The sequence below is a fragment of the Heyndrickxia sp. NPDC080065 genome, assembly GCF_050281185.1.
Taxonomy (GTDB): domain Bacteria; phylum Bacillota; class Bacilli; order Bacillales; family Bacillaceae_C; genus Heyndrickxia.
The window spans coordinates 1-1,921 of sequence record NZ_JBNNWS010000047.1 but is presented as its reverse complement, the minus strand read 5'-3'; the positions used below and the strand labels follow the sequence as shown (position 1 = coordinate 1,921).

Genomic DNA, 1,921 nt, shown 5'->3' with positions numbered 1-1,921 from the left:
AATTTCTTGCGTTTAGATTTAAACATACGTCTAATGTATTTATTCTGTCTGCCATTCCCGAAGAAACGCACCTTCTCATCATCTGTTACAGCAACAGCAGGAACTTTGAGACCTAAGTCTACGCCCATTATCTTTATTCCTGTTTCTTCAGTAGTAGGGATGGTTACAGAAATTTGGGCAATCCACTTGTTTGATTTTTTTGTGATACGAAGCGTACCTAATTTGTGTCTCAACAAATCAAAATTACGATTGTGTTTATCAACCAATAACGCACGAACAGGTACTTTCTTTGTTTTACCATCTATCATTAAAGGTAGGTGGATATAAGTGAAATCAAATGAATAGTTTTGGTTATTCCACACACAAACAGGCTTCTTGAGAACAGGAATGATAGCGTACTTGCTTTTCTTCACTTTCTGAAACACACTTTTAGCGTCTTTTATGGCTTGATTCTTAACTGCACTCGGAAGATTTGCAGGAACATCTTTTGTGGTCTTTTTCGTGCTTGTCTTTTCAGCGACCATTTCAGAAAAAAGTGAATTGATTGTAGAGATATATTCTTTACTCATATCTTTCAAGATAGAAGCCTGTTCTTTTGTTGGTAGTAGTTTGATTTTAACTGTTATTGTTTGAGACATACATTTCACCCCCTTGTTTTTTGTTGTTCGACATATCGTTTAATTGTTTCACTCGATACATTGCCTGCGGTAGATACAAAATAGGAACGTGTCCATAAGCTTGGCAAGTGTCTGAGATGAGGGAACTCCTCTCTCAACTTTTTAGAAGTCACTCCTTTGATTTTCGCCATAATATCACTAGGACTAAGTGTAGGTAGTGCATTAAGAAACATGTGTGTATGGTCTTTGTCACACTCTAGAGCAACAATGACAATTTTCAATTCTTTACATATTTCTTGTACCAACTCTTTAAAACGTTCTTCTACATCAGCATGAAGGAATATTTTCCTTCTATATCGAGGACAGAAAACGAAATGATAGTTAATCAATGATACTGTTGTGTTTGTTCGTCTATATTCGTCCATATTCATATTGTATCAGTTTAAACTACAAACTACAACGAATGCTCACAAAAAAATAGTGGAATCTTCGGATACTTGAAGTACCACAAACCATTCGGTTTTTAGTGGCACTCCGTATCCGACCTCACTCTCATCCCACCCCTAAAGGGGGTGCTAATGCACCGTAGTGGGCTTTCACGTTCGGGTAATCTGTAAATCTATGCATCGGCTGCAAGCGTGAGCTACCTTTAAAGGTAGCTTTTTTTATTGAACTAAAGAAGCAAAATAGCGAAAAAGAATCAGAAAATTATGGTAAAATTTCTCTTGTGAAATCTTTAATTTAAAGAGTTTTGAAAAGTACAAAGGGGGAGAATAAGACATGATTGATTTTGGTTGGCTTAATATTGGCAGTCTTGTACTTGGACTAATCGCTTGGATACTTCCTGTTGTTAATCTCATGCTAGATAAAAAGAATGTCCATAAGAATCGGGGCTCTCTTTCGTTTATTAGCATTAGTGCATGTGCTATTTCGTTGTGTTTCCAGATATTCTACAGCTATCGTCTAGTAAAGATTGAGGACTGGTCTGCTCTTATGGACACAATGGGTGCTGTGGTATTAGTCTCAGCAGTTCTTCTTATCGTTACAATCATATTAAATGCAATTACTTTGATTATATATCGTGAGAGGATAGCCGAATAGGGTGTCAAATATAAACAAACATAATGCCTTAAGAGAAGATTGTGAAGAAATGCTAAAAGTGTTTTAGTTAAACAAGAATAAATAATAAATACACAAAAAACACCGTTCAAAATGTACTGCACCCCAATTGTTAGACACCATTTAACAATTGGAGGTGCTTTTATTATGGCTAAATTTACAATCGAAGAGAAACTGACAGCGGT

Annotated in this window: 2 protein-coding genes and 1 pseudogene; 1 reads left to right on the top strand and 2 read right to left on the bottom strand. The window is 36.0% G+C overall.

Going from position 1 to position 1,921, the window contains the following annotated elements; all coding sequences use genetic code 11:
• A pseudogene (locus ACQKP0_RS25680) lies at positions 1–638 on the bottom strand (RNA-guided endonuclease TnpB family protein); the annotation flags it as partial.
• A 5-nt stretch (positions 639–643) separates the two neighbouring features.
• Complete coding sequence (gene tnpA, locus ACQKP0_RS25675) at positions 644–1,042, bottom strand: IS200/IS605 family transposase (RefSeq protein ID WP_427408649.1); 399 nt, start codon at positions 1,040–1,042, stop codon at positions 644–646.
• Positions 1,043–1,397: 355 nt separating this feature from the next.
• Between tnpA and ACQKP0_RS25670 the strand changes: the two genes are divergently transcribed.
• Positions 1,398–1,718 (top strand): hypothetical protein, encoded by a 321-nt coding sequence (locus ACQKP0_RS25670; RefSeq protein WP_427408648.1) that lies wholly within the window; start codon positions 1,398–1,400, stop codon positions 1,716–1,718.
• Positions 1,719–1,921: the final 203 nt, after the last annotated feature.

Excerpts from the sequence above, each read along its gene's own strand:
- tnpA (WP_427408649.1), bottom strand. The coding sequence starts at position 1,042 with ATGGACGAATATAGACGAACAAACACAACAGTATCATTGATTAACTAT.
- ACQKP0_RS25670 (WP_427408648.1), top strand. The coding sequence starts at position 1,398 with ATGATTGATTTTGGTTGGCTTAATATTGGCAGTCTTGTACTTGGACTA.